The organism is Marinospirillum sp., from assembly GCF_044810985.1.
In the GTDB taxonomy this organism is placed as follows: Bacteria; Pseudomonadota; Gammaproteobacteria; order Pseudomonadales; family Halomonadaceae; genus Marinospirillum.
In genome coordinates this window covers 372,811-387,136 of sequence record NZ_CP085242.1, presented here as the reverse complement: position 1 = coordinate 387,136, position 14,326 = coordinate 372,811, and the positions used below count along the sequence as shown (strand labels likewise).

Sequence of the window (14,326 nt, the reverse complement as noted above, 5' to 3'; positions counted from 1 at the left end):
CGCAAATTTATTTAAATGCGGAAACTATGACTGAAAAGCTCCCAAATCCAACCTGATACTGCAAAACGTGACCCCGCAACTGCATGATTTATATAGATTTTTTTGTTTGACGCCCACTTGATCGACCACTAGCCTAACCTTGTTTAAATTTGTTAACGCTTGATAAAGAGAACAGCTGGCAGTGGAAAATCAGTGGTTTCCCAGGCCTTCGAGGAGTAAAGCAACCTTGTCCCTGATCCATCTACCTCAACTCAGAAGGGCAACCCACGACCTGCATGAAAAGCTGGAAACCCTACCGGCCCTCAAAAGGCTGCTTCATCCCAGCCTGAGCCTGCAAGAGTACCGGGATTTTCTGCAGTGTTTTTTTCAACTTCACCTGCAGTTGGAAAAGCAAATATATCCCTATTTTTGCCATCTGACCCCGGATGAATTTCACTGGGAGCATTTCATGGCTTCACCACGCCTGGCCAAAGATCTGATCCACCTCTGCCAGCCATTGCCGCAGCCGGATGAAACAAAGATACCCACTTTAACCACCAGTTTACCGGAGGCTCTGGGCTGCTGTTACGTTCTACTGGGTTCCGGTTTTGGTGCCAGGCAGATTGCTCCCCTCCTGAGAAAACACCTGGGTGAGCTGGTGCCCTTGAGTTTTTACGAGGAAGGGCAACCTTATTTAAAGCGTCTCTGGCATCAGCTGGAAAAACTTTTGAGCATTTATTCATCCGCTCAAAGCGAACAACAACAGACCCAGACCGCTGCACAGAACACCTTTCAGCTTTTTCACCACCGACTCAGCCAGCTATCACAATCATCCCAGTACGAGGCATTACCGCAGTGAGATCTTCGCTTCCCCATGAAATCAGTGAATGTGACAAGGAACCCATTCACCAGCCCGGCAGTATCCAGCCTGATGGTGTTTTACTGGTTCTGGATCATGAGCAGTTCAGAATCATTCAGGCCAGCAAAAATACCGACAGCTGGCTGGGGCTTGAAGCAGAGCAACTTCTCGGGGAGCCCCTGCCCCGGCTGATGGGTGAGCAGCTCCGGGATTTTTTGCTGGAAGTTTTATCTTACCCACCTAATTACCAACCCACCCTGAAGCCCATCAAGTATCAGAATCAGGGCTTTATTCTGCGGGGTCATTACAATGCCGGTGGCATTCTGATCGAAATGGAGCCTCTGCCCGAAGATGATCAGCTACTGACCTACCGTTTATTCACCCAGCTCAACAATTTCTTTCACGAACTGGAGCAGACCAACGATCCTGATCGCCTTCTGAAAATGGCGGCCAGATTAGTCCGTCAGGTGACTGAGCATGAAAGCGTCATGGTGTATAGATTTGATGCCGAATGGAACGGTCAGATTATTATTGAGGATCGCGCCGATGGACGGCAACGCTTCCTGGGTCATCACTTTCCGGCCAGTGATATACCTGCCCAGGCCCGGCGTCTGTATCGTATCAACCGGGTCAGGCGGATCAGTAATTCCAACTACACCCCCGTCCCCCTGGTGCCGGAAAGCAACCCCCTGACGGGTGATCTGGATATGACCTACACCCAGTTGCGAAGTGTGTCTCCGATGCATCTGGAATACATGCGCAACATGGGCACGGCCTCTTCCCTGACTATGTCGCTAATGCCGGATGGTCACCTCTGGGGTATGATTGTTTGCCATGGCGAGCAGCCCAACTACCTGAGCCAGCCGGTGCGCACCTTTTGCAAGATGGTGTCCCAGCTGGTCAGTGAAAATCTCCAGCTGGCTCTCAATCGTCAGTTCAACCATCAAATGACACGGATGGGTCGGGCGATTGATCAATTCAATGCCCCCTTTCAGGCTGCTTTTGACCTGGCAGAAGGACTCAGTGGCCTGCAGAACCTGCTCTCTGCTTTTGAATGTGAAGCCATTTTCCTGCGCCTGGACGGTGTGTTCTATCATTACGGACAGTGTGTCGACCCCAGTGAAATCCAGTATCTGAAAAAGGCTGTAAAACATCAAACTCATGCGGGCATGGCCTACGCAGAGCATCTTCCTGAAACCTACAAGGGCAAAGCTGACTGGATCTGCGGCTATCTGTTTCTGCCCCTGGCTCATTCCGGGGATGAATACCTGGTTTTTCTGCGCAAGGAAAGGCCCAGGGAAATCAGTTGGGCCGGTGAACCTGAGAAGGCGATGAAAGAAACTCAGGAAGATGGCAAAACCAGAATTTCTCCGCGTCAGTCTTTTGCCACCTGGCAGGAACAGGTGCGCGGACAAAGCCTGCCCTGGGAGCGCCATCACCGTGCCGCAGCCAGTCGCCTTCGACGCACCATCAACCTGCGCATGGCCAGTGAAATGGCGCGTTTACGTCAGCATGATGCGGAAATGGCCCATCTGGCCACCCACGATGCCCTGACCGGACTGCCCAATCGCCTGCTAGTCGATGATCGCCTGGAAAGAGCTCTGGCCAAGGCCAGACGGGAAAGAGGGGCCGGTGCACTGCTGTTCATTGACCTGGATGGTTTCAAGCCCATCAATGATGAGCACGGACATGACACCGGGGATGAGATCCTCTGCCAGCTTTCGGATCGCCTGAACAGAATCATTCGTGAGTCCGACACCTTTGCCAGACTGGGAGGAGACGAATTTGTTTTCATTCTTACCGGCTTTGCCTCCCTCTCCACCACACGCTATGGTGCCGAAACCATGGCTGATAAGCTGCTGAAAGCCCTGGAGACGCCCTTCATCATCAAGGGCAAGAACTTTCAGGTCGGAGCCAGCATCGGGATCGCCACCTATCCCTTTGACAGTGACGAGCCGAATGAGCTGATTAAAAAAGCCGATCAGGCCATGTACATGGTCAAGGAAACCGGGCGCAGCAGCTATCACTTTTATGCTGACGGCCACCCCTAGGAAGCTTGCTGGTGCTGCTTCTCCCATGCCTTGATGCGCCGACTGACCGTGGAGGGGTGAACTGAAAAGTATTCGGCAATCTGTTGTAGGGTATAGCCACCTTCCAGATAAGCCAGTACCAGACATTCAGGTTCCGGATATCGGGCTTGATAATCGGCCAGATCCCGCTTGCAGGTTACTCGCCCTGAGGTTTGTTGTTGCAGTTTCTTCAGGGTTTGGCGTGCAAACTCATGATGGCCCAGAAAAACCTGACCGTGAACATCTTCCCAGACCCGGGGCTCACGGTTTACCCGATAGAGATAATCCTTCCAGAAATGACCACCCTGACCCCGCACTTGCGGATGCTTATCCAGCATCTCCAGGTACAAAGGCGGGTGCTGTTCCGGCAGGGATTCACCCAGCAGGGCTTGAGCACTGCCCCAGGGCCAGTTTTGCGGCCGACTGACCCAGCCTTTGCGCCAGGGCTCGGTCACCACCTCCCGTATCAGGGGCAACAGATGAGTTTGATCGTCCACCAGTAAGGCCTTGAAACGCCCGGCAAACAGGCTCCCTTTACGACCGTAACGACGGTTGTAGGTTTGGGTATAGAGGCCGTTGAGCTGTCGCATACCCAGCGACAGGCGTCCTTTCGGTAAACGCACAACCAGGTGGTAATGCCTGTCCAGTTGACACCAGGCCAGGCACTGCCAGTTGTAGCGGTGGATCACACCCTTCAACAACTCCATCCAATCCAACCTGTCCTGCGTGACCGGAAAAAGGACTTCCTCGTCTGTTTTTGCAGTCAGATGGTAGAGTCCACCCGGAAGCTCAATTCTTAGTGGTCTGGACATAATAACTTGAGCTTAGTCAATATAATGACTTTTTGTTACATTTGTTTTGTAACAGCTCGATCTGCCTGAAAGTCAGCAAAATCCATTTTTATTTGCCACACTACTAATCACTCTAGTTCATAAAGATAAGGAGATAGACATGACTTCACCTTCCGCTTTTCAACATGATTTAAAAGCAGGAAGCCAGACCTACACCTACTTCAGTCTTCCCGAGGCTGCCAAGCACTATGGCTCGCTGGATCGTTTACCCTTCTCTTTGAAAGTTCTGCTGGAAAACCTGATCCGCAACCTGGATGGTAAAACGGTGACCGATGCGGATGTCCAGGCTCTGGTGGACTGGCAGAAAACCGCCAGCAGCAATCAGGAAATTGCTTTTCGTCCGGCACGGGTTCTGATGCAGGACTTCACCGGGGTACCCGGCGTTGTGGATCTGGCCTCCATGCGGGCTGCGGTCAGCGAGCTGGGCGACGATCCCCAGAAGATCAATCCTCTGTCTCCGGTGGATCTGGTGATCGACCATTCGGTCATGGTGGACTCCTTTGCCACGGAATCAGCCTTTAAAGACAACGTCGAACTGGAAACCCAGCGCAACAAGGAGCGCTATCAATTTCTGCGCTGGGGTCAGCAGGCTTTTGATAACTTCCGCGTGGTTCCGCCCGGCACGGGCATCTGCCACCAGGTCAATCTGGAATATCTGGGTCAGGCCGTCTGGAGTCAGGAAGTGGATGGCAAACAGCTGGCCTACCCGGATACGCTGGTCGGCACCGACTCCCACACCACCATGATCAATGGTCTGGGTGTGCTGGGTTGGGGTGTCGGGGGCATCGAAGCCGAAGCCGCCATGCTCGGCCAGCCGATTTCCATGCTGATCCCGGAAGTGGTGGGTTTCAAGCTCAAGGGCAAACTCAAGGAAGGCATCACCGCCACCGATCTGGTGTTGACCGTGACCCAGTTGTTGCGGGCCAAGGGTGTGGTCGGCAAGTTTGTGGAGTTCTATGGGGAAGGTCTGGCGGATCTGCCTCTGGCGGATCGGGCCACCATTGCCAACATGGCTCCGGAGTACGGGGCCACCTGCGGTTTCTTCCCGGTGGATGAGCAAACGCTGGATTATATGCGCCTGACCGGGCGTGATGAAGATGTTATTGCCCGGGTCGAGGCCTACACCAAAGCCCAGGGTATGTGGCACTCAGCCGGTGATGAACCTCTGTTTTCGGACACTCTGGAGCTGGATCTTTCCCAGGTTGAAGCCAGCCTGGCCGGCCCCAAACGCCCTCAGGACCGAGTGGCCCTGACCAAAATCAAATCCACCTTCCAGGGGCTTCTGGATCTGCAGGTCACACCTGATCAGGAGGAAAGTGAGCTGGAAAGTGAAGGCGGTGGACACACAGCTGTGGGGGGTGATCTGACCTCCAGTGAAGTGGAATACAGCGATGATCAGGGAAAAACCCATCTGTTGAAGCACGGGGCCGTGGTGATCGCAGCCATTACCTCCTGCACCAACACCTCCAACCCCAGCGTGCTTATGGCTGCAGGGCTGGTCGCTAAAAAAGCCGTGGAAAAAGGTCTGGTTAGCCAACCCTGGGTGAAAACCTCTCTGGCACCCGGCTCCAAGGTGGTTACCGACTACCTGGCCGCAGCCGGACTCAATACCTATCTGGATAAACTGGGCTTTAACCTGGTTGGCTATGGCTGCACCACCTGCATCGGCAACTCCGGCCCTCTCCCTGAGGCCATCGAAGAAGCCATCCACAAGGGCGATCTGACAGTGGCTTCGGTGCTCTCGGGCAACCGCAACTTTGAAGGTCGTATTCACCCGTCCATTCGAACCAACTGGCTGGCTTCACCGCCCCTGGTCGTGGCCTATGCCCTGGCCGGTAATCTGCAGGTGGATATCACCCGTGAACCTCTGGGACAGGATCAACAGGGGCAACCGGTGTATCTGAAGGATATCTGGCCCTCCAATGCCGAAATTGCCCAGGCTGTTGAAGGCGTCAAAACCCAGATGTTCCGCAAGGAATACGGGGAAGTCTTTGCCGGGGATGAATCCTGGCAAAACCTCCAGGTGCCTCAGGACAAAACCTACACCTGGCCGGAATCCACCTACATCCAGCACCCACCCTTCTTCCAGGGCATGCAGCGCACTCCCGAGGCAATCCTGGATGTGGAAAATGCCGGGGTACTGGCTCTGTTGGGTGATTCCGTCACCACCGACCACATTTCCCCGGCCGGTTCCATCAAGCCATCCAGCCCCGCAGGCCGCTACCTGCAGGAAAAAGGCGTTGAGCCCAAGGACTTCAACTCCTATGGTTCACGGCGTGGCAACCACGAAGTGATGATGCGCGGCACCTTCGCCAATGTGCGGATTCGCAATGAAATGCTCGACGGCGTGGAAGGGGGCGAAACCCGCCATTATCCTTCCGGCGAGCAAATGGCCATCTATGATGCGGCCATGCGCTATGCCGAAGAAGGCAAGCCTCTGGTGGTGGTTGCCGGCAAGGAATACGGCACTGGCTCCTCGCGTGACTGGGCCGCCAAGGGCACGCGCCTGCTGGGTGTCAAGGCCGTGATTGCCGAATCCTTTGAACGCATTCACCGCTCCAACCTGGTCGGCATGGGTGTGCTTCCGCTGCAGTTTGCTGAAGGCGTCACCCGCAAAACCCTGGGATTAACCGGTGAAGAAAGCTTCACCATCACCGGGCTCAACCAGTTGCAACCGCAACAGCAGGTGGAAGTCACCCTGACCCGCCCGGATGGCAGCAGCGAAAGCTTCCAAACGAAATGCCGCATCGATACGGGCAATGAACTGGAGTACTACCGCCACGGCGGCATCCTCCACTATGTACTGAGAAAAATGATCGGCGCCGCCTGATTACTTCTCAAAACCTAAAACCCGGCAGGGATGCCGGGATCAACTCTGTCATTCCTTTCCCTTCTGCAGCTGCAACTCGGCCAGGTGTCGGTAGAGTTCGGATGTTTTCAGCAATTCCTGATGCGTTCCTTCAGCAACCAGTCTTCCCTGATCCATCACCAGAATACGATCTGCAGCAATTACGGTCGCCAAGCGGTGGGCGATCACCAGAGAAGTACGCCCCTCCATCAAGCGATCCAAAGCCTGCTGCACCAGGTTTTCACTGGCTGCATCCAAGGCACTGGTGGCTTCGTCCAGCAGAAGAACACGGGGATCACACAAGAGTGCACGGGCAATCGCCAGGCGTTGACGCTGACCACCGGACAACTGCACCCCACCGGGTCCCAGCCAGGTTTGCATACCTTCAGGCAAAGCCTGAATAAAGCCCAGTGCCTGCGCTTCCTGGGCAGCCTGCTGCACCTCTTCATCTGTTGCTTCGGGACGTCCATAACGGATATTGTCCTCCGCAGTACCCGTAAAGAGCACCGGCTCCTGGGCCACCAGAGCCATCGTGGAGCGCACCGCAGCAGGAGAAAGGTCCTTCAGGTTAATCCCATCCAGACAAAGCCGACCGGCATTCGGGTCATAAAACCTCAGCAAAAGCTTCAATACGCTGCTTTTACCCGCCCCGGAAGGCCCCACCAGAGCCACTCTTTCCCCCGGACGTATCTCGGCACAAAAGCTCTCAATGGCTGGTTGTTCAGGACGGGAAGGGTAAGCGAAGGTCACCTGCTCAAAAGCCACCTCACCCCGCACAGCAGAGGGCCAGGTCAGAGGCTTTTCCGGTGCGGCTATTTTGGGTTGGGCACCCAGCAGTTCCAATAAGCGCTCTGCCGCTCCCGAAGCTCGCTGAACCTCACCGGCCACTTCTGCCAGAGTTGCTACGGCTCCAGCTGCAATCAGGGCATAAAAAACAAACGCGGTCAGTTGGCCCGGCGACATACGACCGGCGAGAACATCCTGCCCGCCCTGCCAGAGAATAATGCCCACCGCAGTAAAAACCACCAGCATGGCAAACCCGGTAAGCAGGGAGCGCTGAAACACCCGTGAGCGGGCGACACTGAAGGCCTCTTCCACCCGCTGGCCGTAGTGTTTCTGATCTTCGGTCTCATGGTTAAAAGCCTGCAGGGTTTCTATCCCCTGCAGCGCTTCTCCGGCATAGCTGCCCAGTTCAGCCACCTGATCCTGACTGGAACGCGACAGCTTGCGCACGCGACGTCCAAACCAGATCACTGGCACCACCGTCAGGGGAATGCCCAGCAGGACCATCAAGGTCAACCAGGGGCTGGTCACCAACAACAGAATCACGGCCCCGATCAAAGTAAGCAGATTACGCAAAGCCATGGACAGGGAGGAGCCAAAAAGACTTTGCAGCACGCTGGTATCCGCCGTCAGGCGGCTTTGAATTTCACCGGCACCATTACGGTGGAAGTATTCCGGCTCCAGCGTCAGCAGATGCCGGAACACCTGCAAGCGTAAATCAGCCGCTAATCGTTCCCCGATCCAACTGACCAGATAAAAACGGCAGGCCGAGGCCAGGGACATCACCGCAACCACCCCCAGAGTGCCTACCAGTGCCCAGTTCAACCATTGGGAATCACCGGATGCAAAGCCCTTGTCCACCACCAGACGCAGCCCCTGCCCCAGCAGAAGCACACCACTGGCTGCCACCACCAGAGCAATGGCTGCCAGCAGCAGGCGAAGTTTATAGGGTTTCAGAAAGGCCAATAAGCGCAGCAGAATACGCGGGTTAGGACGGGCTTGAGCAGACATGCAGCATCCTGTAAAAACGAAGTGTGAATTGAACTGACCAGTCTAAAATACCACAAACCTCAAGGCGGGAAGCTGCTAAACTGCTTTCTTTTTGGGAGCCTGAAACATGCAAGGTCTGGCCCTGGCGATTGCTGCCTACATGATCTGGGGATTCTTCCCTCTGTTTTTTCACCAGTTGAATGCTGTTCTCCCCTCGGAAATTCTGGCTCACCGGGTTATCTGGGCGCTGGTTTTTACTCTGGGGATCATTCTGTTATGGGGTCAGGCCCGACGCTTTAGAGAACTGCTGAGCCAACCGCGAGCCCTGGCCTGGCTAGCCTTGTCCGGGCTTCTGATCAGTTCCAACTGGCTGGTATTTATCTGGGCAGTAGGTCAGCACCGGGTACTGGAAGCCAGCCTGGGGTATTTTATTTCACCCCTGGTCAGCCTGCTGATGGGCTGGATACTTCTCAAGGAAAAGCAGCATCCCCTGCAACTGACCGCGGGCTTGATCGCTGCGTTGGCGATCATCTGGGAGCTGGTCAGCCTGGGCAAACTGCCCTGGATTCCACTCTTCCTCGCTCTGACCGTGGGCTTTTATGGCCTGGTCCGCAAGCGCCAGCCGGTGGATTCCATTCATGGCCTGACCGTGGAAACCCTCTGGATGCTGCCCTTTGCCCTGGGCTGGCTGGTCTGGATGCAGATAGCCGACCACCCTGTGGCTTTCAGCCATGACCTGAAGCTTTCCTGGCTGCTGGTGGCTTCCGGCCTGATGACGGCTTCTCCGCTACTGCTGTTTGCCGCCGCAACCCGCCGACTCGACCTCTCCATCGTCGGCTTCATCATGTACATCAATCCCATCATGCAATTCATCACCGCCGTCTGGATACTCGGTGAAAGCTACCCACCCCAGAGACTGGTCACCTTTATCCTCATCTGGATTGCCATGGTGTTATTCATGTGGGGGATCTGGCGGGCGAGAAAACAACTGGCATCAAGCCATCAGTAGCTTGCCAGTTATTTCAACAATATCATATAGATACTTTTTGGCATCAGGCTGCATAGAGCAGTTCCTGGTTTGCTTCAATGCTGGCTTTCAGATAAGGATTTTTAAGTGAACCCAGAGTCAGCAGATCAACCCGTCGTCCCATCAGCAGCTCCAGAGCAGCCAGGAAGTCAAAGTAGTTCTGCGCATAATCTGCTGGCTGGTCAAAGTCTTCGAACTCAACCAACAGATCGACATCACTGGTTTCAGGATCAAAATCGCCCGTCAAAGCAGATCCAAAGAGAACCAGGCGTCTGACCCGGTGCTTTTGACATAGCTCCAGCAACGGCTTCTTTTTTACATCAAGATTCAACATGGTCTTTAACCATCCAGTTAAGGTACCAATCAAGCAACCTTATCGGGCCGATGAGTGACATCACCCCTACCGGCCAGCAGTCCCTCAACAGAAATATCTTCATCCAAGGCATCCCAATGAATACCTTGAGGCGATAATTCAAAAGCCTCACGCTCTTCTGGAGTCGCTGCTAAAAGCCGAGGAAACCAGGCCAGTGGAATACCCAGCATACGTCCATCACTCAGTTCTACCCAGAAGCTGTTATCATCAAACCTAACTGTTTTAGGCGAAATACTCATACCATGCTTCCTTCAATGCTTCCTGATGCTGTTGCACCAGTTCAAGAATCTTTTTCAAAGCTTTAGCATCAAAACCTTCATTACGAGCAATCTGAATTTCAGGCTGAAGCCATATCTTTGCTTCACAACCAGCCCGACGAACATGCACGTGAACAGGCTCCAATGGATTGCCTTCATTAGAGTAGAAGAAAAACTTCAACCCATCCACGCGTAAAACAACAGGCATAATCAAATAAACTCAACACCACCCATATAGGGCTTGAGCACTTTCGGTACTTTAATACGACCATCTTCCTGCTGGTAGTTTTCCATCACCGCGACCAGGCAACGACCTACAGCCAGGCCGGAGCCATTCAGGGTGTGCAACAGTTCGGGTTTCTTGGCATCCGGGCTGCGGAAACGGGCCTGCATACGCCGGGCCTGGAAGTCTTCACAGTTGGACACCGAAGAAATCTCCCGATAGGTGCTCTGGCTGGGAATCCAGACCTCCAGGTCGTAAGTCTTGGCCGCACCAAAGCCCATATCACCGCTACACAGGCTCAAAACACGATAAGGCAATTCCAGTTTCTGCAGAATGGCTTCAGCATGACCGGTCATTTCTTCCAGGGCTTCATAGGATTTTTCCGGATGAACCAACTGCACCATTTCCACTTTTTCAAACTGGTGCTGACGGATCATCCCGCGGGTGTCCTTGCCATAGGCACCGGCTTCAGAACGGAAGCAGGCACTCAGAGCCGTCAGACGAATCGGCAATTCATCGGCCTTGGCAATCTGATCGCGCAGAATATTGGTCAGGGGCACTTCGGCTGTGGGAATCAGGTAATACTCATGATCCGCATGCAGTTTGAAGAGGTCTTCGGCAAACTTGGGCAGCTGGCCAGTGCCATAGAGGCTGTCATCGTTGACGATCAGCGGCACGTTACACTCTTCATAGCCGTGCTCATCCACTTGGGTGTTGAGCATGAACTGCGCCAGCGCCCGATGCAGACGGGCAATGCCACCACGCATCAGGTTGAAACGCGAACCCGTAAGCTTGGCAGCCGTTTCAAAATCCAGTTGCCCGGAAACCTCACCCAGATCCACATGATCCCTGATCTCAAAATCAAAAGGACGAGCCTCGCCCCAGCGGCGGATTTCAACATTATCTTCCTCATCCTTGCCCACAGGAACCGACTCATGGGGCAGGTTGGGCAGGGTCGCCAGCAGAGCCTGGTATTCTTCCTGCAACTGAGTTAGCTCAGACTTGGCAGCATCCAGTTGACCGCCCAGATCAGCCACTTCATCCAGCAGCGGCTGGATATCTTCACCGGCAGCCTTGGCCTTGCCGATATTCTTGGAGCGGGCATTGCGCTCGGCCTGCAGCTGCTCGGTCTTCACCTGCAGGTCTTTGCGCTTTTCTTCCAAAGCCGTGAACGCGGCTTTATCCAGCTCAAAACCACGGCTTGCCAGACGCTCGGCAACCTGATCCAGTTCAGTTCTCAGTAATTTGGGGTCTAACATGGTCAATCCTGTTTGAAATTTTTTGGTCTTAACCGCTCACTTCAGCAAGGCAGCCTGCTTATCGGGTGGCCATTCTATCCTGAATGGACACCCGCGCTCGTCGTCCTGACTCGCTGACGCAGCCAACCTTGCCGTGAGCTTCCAATACGGGTGCACTTTGTGTGGGCTACCCGGGAAGTAGCAGCAAGGTACTGTTTGGTCAGGCTGTCTGCAACAGGAGGTTGCAGCCAGAGCTTACAGGGATGTATTCACGCGTCCTGACAAATACGTACCTTGCTCTACAGTGAATCACTCAGCCTTTCTGTCTTGCTAAAGTGAGCCGGGCTATGAGCTGGAACCTGCCTTTTCAGATTCCTTGCTATCCGAATCTTTTTCTCGCAGGCGATCCAGTCGTGCCGCTATTTTCCCATAAAGAGTGTTTTTCGGCCATTTTCCGGTTGTGCTCAATTTGCCAGCCGGGATACCCAGCATGAGTTGTATGGCCTCTTCCACCTGGCTCACAGACCAGATGTGGAATTCCTCAGCCTCCACGGCTTCACGCACTTCTTCACGCAACATCAGTTGGGCGGTGTTCTGTTTGGGGATAATCACCCCCTGATCACCGGTCAGGCCCCGTGCTTTGCAGACTTCAAAAAAGCCTTCGATCTTTTCATTCACACCGCCAATCGGCTGGACTTCACCCAACTGGTTGATGGAGCCGGTCACGGCCAGGTTCTGGGCGACGGGAACTTCCGCCATCGCCGAGAAAAGACAGATCAACTCACCCAGGGAAGCGGAATCACCATCCACCCCGCCGTAGGATTGCTCAAAGACAATACTGGCATCCAACGGCAGGCTGTCTTCGGCACCAAACAGGCCGCAGAGGTAGCCAGTGAGGATCATCACCCCCTTGGAGTGCATGGAACCGCCCATATGCACACTGCGTTCGATATCCAGCACTTCGCCATGGCCGTAGTGCACGCGTGCGGTGATCCGCGAAGGCTGACCATGCAGGAAGTCATGGCTACCTACCACGGTCAGGCCATTGACCTGGCCGATTTTATCGCCCTGGGTGGAGATCATGATGAAATCTTCCTTGATGGACTCCAGCACATGCTCGGGGTAGCGACCTGCCCGACGCCGCCGGGAAGCCAAGGCTTCACGGATATGCTCAGCTTCCACGCGGGGAAGCAGTTCGCGAGTGGCCAGATAATCGGCTTCGCGCAACAGATGGTTTAAATCAGCCGCATTCAAGGACAACTTGTTCTGGTGATCCGCCATGCGGGCCGCTTCTTCCACCACTCGCATGACCGCAGAAGAGGAAAATGGCAACAAGGCTTCCTTTGCTGCCATGCTGGCAATCAGGCGGGCATAAAGCTTCTGGTTCGGTGAAGTGCGCGGCATTTCTGTTTCAAATTCCGCCACCACCTTGAACAGCTCCACAAACTCGGGATCCTGATCCTGCAGGGCATGCAGAAGTTCATAATCCCCCATCAGGGCGACAGTGCAATTCAGGGGAATCGGGTCCGGTTCCAGGCTGACACTGCCGGAAACCGATAACTGGCGCTCCAGGGTGTCTATTCTCAGGGTTCCGGTTCGCAGGGCCAGCTTCAAACCTTCCCAGGCATAGGGTTGGCTGAGAAGACGTTCAGCATCCAGAATCAAAAAACCACCATTGGCCCGGTGCAAAGCACCGGGGCGGATCAGTGAAAAGTCCGTGGCCACAGTGCCCTGGAAAGTCACATTCTCCACATGGCCCACCAGATTGTTGTGGGTCGGCATGGATTCTTCAATCACCGGCGCGTGCTCACGATCGACATGACTCACCAACAGATTGACCTGGTAACGGGTGGGAATCCGTTTATCCGGGGAAACACTGGCAATCGCCTCGCCTTCTTCATCCTCATCTTCCAGGAAAATAGTGACATTATCCTGAATATCCCGATAAAGAGCATCCAGATATTCCTGGAGGCGAGGATAGTCAGCAAATTTGGTCTTGATTGCCTGCAGCCCTTCCTGGATGGCATCATCCGTGACTTCTTCATTGAGTTTCAGCTGCTCCTGGCGGCTTTGCTTTTCCAGTTGCGCCAGCTCGCGCAAGGCCAGACGCAGCTTTTTCTCCATCTCTTCAATTTTTTCCCGGAAGTCCTTACGAGTGTCTTCTTCCAGTTGCGCAAACTCCCCGGCATCCATGGGCTGGTCTTCCTTGTCAGCCGGGACAAAAGAATAGCCCCCGGGAGTTTGTAGAATCAGCTTCAAACCCTGTTCAGCACCCTCTTCAGCCAACCCCTTGAGGGCTGTACTCTGCTGATCGGCAAAGTGGTCCTTGATTTTTTCCGCGCGCTCGAAAAAACCTTCGTTATCAAAGGCCGCCGGTATCGCCTGTTTGAGATCCAGCAACAAGGCTTGCAGATCTTCCTTGAACACCTTCCCCAGACCACAGGGCAGACGCAGTGCCCAAGGCTTGCGGGCATTGGCAAAATCATGCAGATACAGCCAGTCGGAAGGTGCCTCCATCTGTTCTGCGCGTTTTTCCAGAAAACGCCTGAGCATGGTGCGTTTACCCAGCCCCGCATGACCGACCGCAAAAAGGTTGTAACCCTTGCGATTGACGGCCGTTGCGAACTGCAAGGCTTCTTCAGCACGCTGCTGACCAATGAAAGTGTCCAGGGGCGGTATCTGGCGCGTGTCCTCAAAATCAAAATCCTTCGAACGACAGGCTTTATAGAGCTTACTGAGCGGCAGAGGTTTGGGGGTTCTCATTGATGTCCTTGGCAATCCAAAACCATAAAGGTTAACAGCCTGACACCAAAAGAGCGATAGGCAAAC

Annotated in this window: 11 protein-coding genes; 4 read left to right on the top strand and 7 right to left on the bottom strand. The window is 54.3% G+C overall.

The window, feature by feature from the left end; translation table 11 throughout:
- Positions 1 to 226 precede the first annotated feature (226 nt).
- Positions 227 to 838, top strand: coding sequence for a biliverdin-producing heme oxygenase (locus LG323_RS01830; RefSeq protein ID WP_404418532.1), 612 nt, complete (start codon positions 227 to 229; stop codon positions 836 to 838).
- Complete coding sequence (locus LG323_RS01825; protein WP_404418530.1) at positions 835 to 2,889, top strand: diguanylate cyclase domain-containing protein; 2,055 nt, start codon at positions 835 to 837, stop codon at positions 2,887 to 2,889. The genes LG323_RS01830 and LG323_RS01825 overlap by 4 nt, the downstream gene beginning before the upstream one ends.
- Here the strand turns inward: LG323_RS01825 and LG323_RS01820 are convergent.
- On the bottom strand, positions 2,886 to 3,719 hold the full coding sequence (locus LG323_RS01820) for a transposase family protein (RefSeq protein WP_404418528.1): 834 nt from the start codon (positions 3,717 to 3,719) through the stop codon (positions 2,886 to 2,888). The two genes, LG323_RS01825 and LG323_RS01820, sit on opposite strands and share 4 nt — an antisense overlap.
- A gap of 139 nt (positions 3,720 to 3,858) precedes the next feature.
- On the opposite strand from LG323_RS01820, the gene acnA reads away from it, so the two are divergent.
- A complete protein-coding gene (gene acnA, locus LG323_RS01815; RefSeq protein WP_404418526.1) occupies positions 3,859 to 6,588 on the top strand; it encodes an aconitate hydratase AcnA in 2,730 nt (909 codons plus the stop codon).
- A gap of 48 nt (positions 6,589 to 6,636) precedes the next feature.
- Here the strand turns inward: acnA and LG323_RS01810 are convergent, their stop codons facing one another.
- Entirely contained in the window at positions 6,637 to 8,400 is a 1,764-nt protein-coding gene (locus LG323_RS01810) for an ABC transporter transmembrane domain-containing protein (protein WP_404418524.1), read from the bottom strand.
- A gap of 106 nt (positions 8,401 to 8,506) precedes the next feature.
- Here LG323_RS01810 and rarD point away from each other — a divergent pair, with 106 nt between their 5' ends.
- Positions 8,507 to 9,388, top strand: a complete 882-nt coding sequence (gene rarD / locus LG323_RS01805; RefSeq protein WP_310696140.1) for an EamA family transporter RarD — start codon at positions 8,507 to 8,509, stop codon at positions 9,386 to 9,388.
- Between the two features lie 43 nt (positions 9,389 to 9,431).
- Here rarD and LG323_RS01800 read toward each other — a convergent pair whose 3' ends face one another.
- From LG323_RS01800 to LG323_RS01780, 5 genes are all read right to left on the bottom strand, one after another.
- Positions 9,432 to 9,740 carry a nucleotidyltransferase family protein gene (locus LG323_RS01800; RefSeq protein ID WP_404418522.1) on the bottom strand — a complete coding sequence of 103 codons (309 nt, stop codon included), beginning with the start codon at positions 9,738 to 9,740 and terminating at the stop codon, positions 9,432 to 9,434.
- A 29-nt stretch (positions 9,741 to 9,769) separates the two neighbouring features.
- Complete coding sequence (locus LG323_RS01795) at positions 9,770 to 10,018, bottom strand: DUF2442 domain-containing protein (RefSeq protein ID WP_404418520.1); 249 nt, start codon at positions 10,016 to 10,018, stop codon at positions 9,770 to 9,772.
- A complete protein-coding gene (locus tag LG323_RS01790; protein ID WP_404418518.1) occupies positions 10,002 to 10,244 on the bottom strand; it encodes a DUF4160 domain-containing protein in 243 nt (80 codons plus the stop codon). The genes LG323_RS01795 and LG323_RS01790 overlap by 17 nt, the downstream gene beginning before the upstream one ends.
- Before the next feature lie 2 nt (positions 10,245 to 10,246).
- Entirely contained in the window at positions 10,247 to 11,518 is a 1,272-nt protein-coding gene (serS, locus tag LG323_RS01785) for a serine--tRNA ligase (protein WP_404418516.1), read from the bottom strand.
- 324 nt (positions 11,519 to 11,842) lie between these two features.
- Positions 11,843 to 14,260 carry a Lon protease family protein gene (locus LG323_RS01780; RefSeq protein ID WP_404418514.1) on the bottom strand — a complete coding sequence of 806 codons (2,418 nt, stop codon included), beginning with the start codon at positions 14,258 to 14,260 and terminating at the stop codon, positions 11,843 to 11,845.
- Positions 14,261 to 14,326: the final 66 nt, after the last annotated feature.

Coding starts and splice junctions, on each gene's coding strand:
- LG323_RS01820 (WP_404418528.1), bottom strand. CDS start 3,719: ATGTCCAGACCACTAAGAATTGAGCTTCCGGGTGGACTCTACCATCTG.
- acnA (WP_404418526.1), top strand. CDS start 3,859: ATGACTTCACCTTCCGCTTTTCAACATGATTTAAAAGCAGGAAGCCAG.
- LG323_RS01810 (WP_404418524.1), bottom strand. CDS start 8,400: ATGTCTGCTCAAGCCCGTCCTAACCCGCGTATTCTGCTGCGCTTATTG.
- rarD (WP_310696140.1), top strand. CDS start 8,507: ATGCAAGGTCTGGCCCTGGCGATTGCTGCCTACATGATCTGGGGATTC.
- LG323_RS01800 (WP_404418522.1), bottom strand. CDS start 9,740: ATGTTGAATCTTGATGTAAAAAAGAAGCCGTTGCTGGAGCTATGTCAA.
- LG323_RS01795 (WP_404418520.1), bottom strand. CDS start 10,018: ATGAGTATTTCGCCTAAAACAGTTAGGTTTGATGATAACAGCTTCTGG.
- LG323_RS01790 (WP_404418518.1), bottom strand. CDS start 10,244: ATGCCTGTTGTTTTACGCGTGGATGGGTTGAAGTTTTTCTTCTACTCT.
- serS (WP_404418516.1), bottom strand. CDS start 11,518: ATGTTAGACCCCAAATTACTGAGAACTGAACTGGATCAGGTTGCCGAG.
- LG323_RS01780 (WP_404418514.1), bottom strand. CDS start 14,260: ATGAGAACCCCCAAACCTCTGCCGCTCAGTAAGCTCTATAAAGCCTGT.